The organism is Bacillus sp. 2D03 (assembly GCF_003946765.1).
Taxonomy (GTDB): domain Bacteria; phylum Bacillota; class Bacilli; order Bacillales; family Bacillaceae_G; genus Bacillus_A; species Bacillus_A cereus.
Genome location: NZ_RPSJ01000048.1, coordinates 1 through 496 on the forward strand (window position 1 = coordinate 1; position 496 = coordinate 496).

The following is a 496-nucleotide window of genomic DNA, read 5'->3' on the forward strand; positions in this document are numbered from 1 at the left end:
CATATTATATGGTTAAGTCCTCGATCTATTAGTATTCGTCAGCTCCACATGTCACCATGCTTCCACCTCGAACCTATCAACCTGATCATCTTTCAGGGATCTTACTAGCTTACGCTATGGGAAATCTCATCTTGAGGGGGGCTTCATGCTTAGATGCTTTCAGCACTTATCCCTTCCGCACATAGCTACCCAGCTATGCCCTTGGCAGAACAACTGGTACACCAGCGGTGCGTCCATCCCGGTCCTCTCGTACTAAGGACAGCTCCTCTCAAATTTCCTACGCCCACGACGGATAGGGACCGAACTGTCTCACGACGTTCTGAACCCAGCTCGCGTACCGCTTTAATGGGCGAACAGCCCAACCCTTGGGACCGACTACAGCCCCAGGATGCGATGAGCCGACATCGAGGTGCCAAACCTCCCCGTCGATGTGGACTCTTGGGGGAGATAAGCCTGTTATCCCCGGGGTAGCTTTTATCCGTTGAGCGATGGCCCT

The 496-nt window shown here is 53.0% G+C and carries 1 rRNA gene; it reads right to left on the bottom strand.

Annotation, left to right across the window (positions count from 1 at the left end):
• Positions 1–8 precede the first annotated feature (8 nt).
• A 23S ribosomal RNA gene (locus EBQ15_RS30945) occupies positions 9–496 on the bottom strand; the annotation flags it as partial.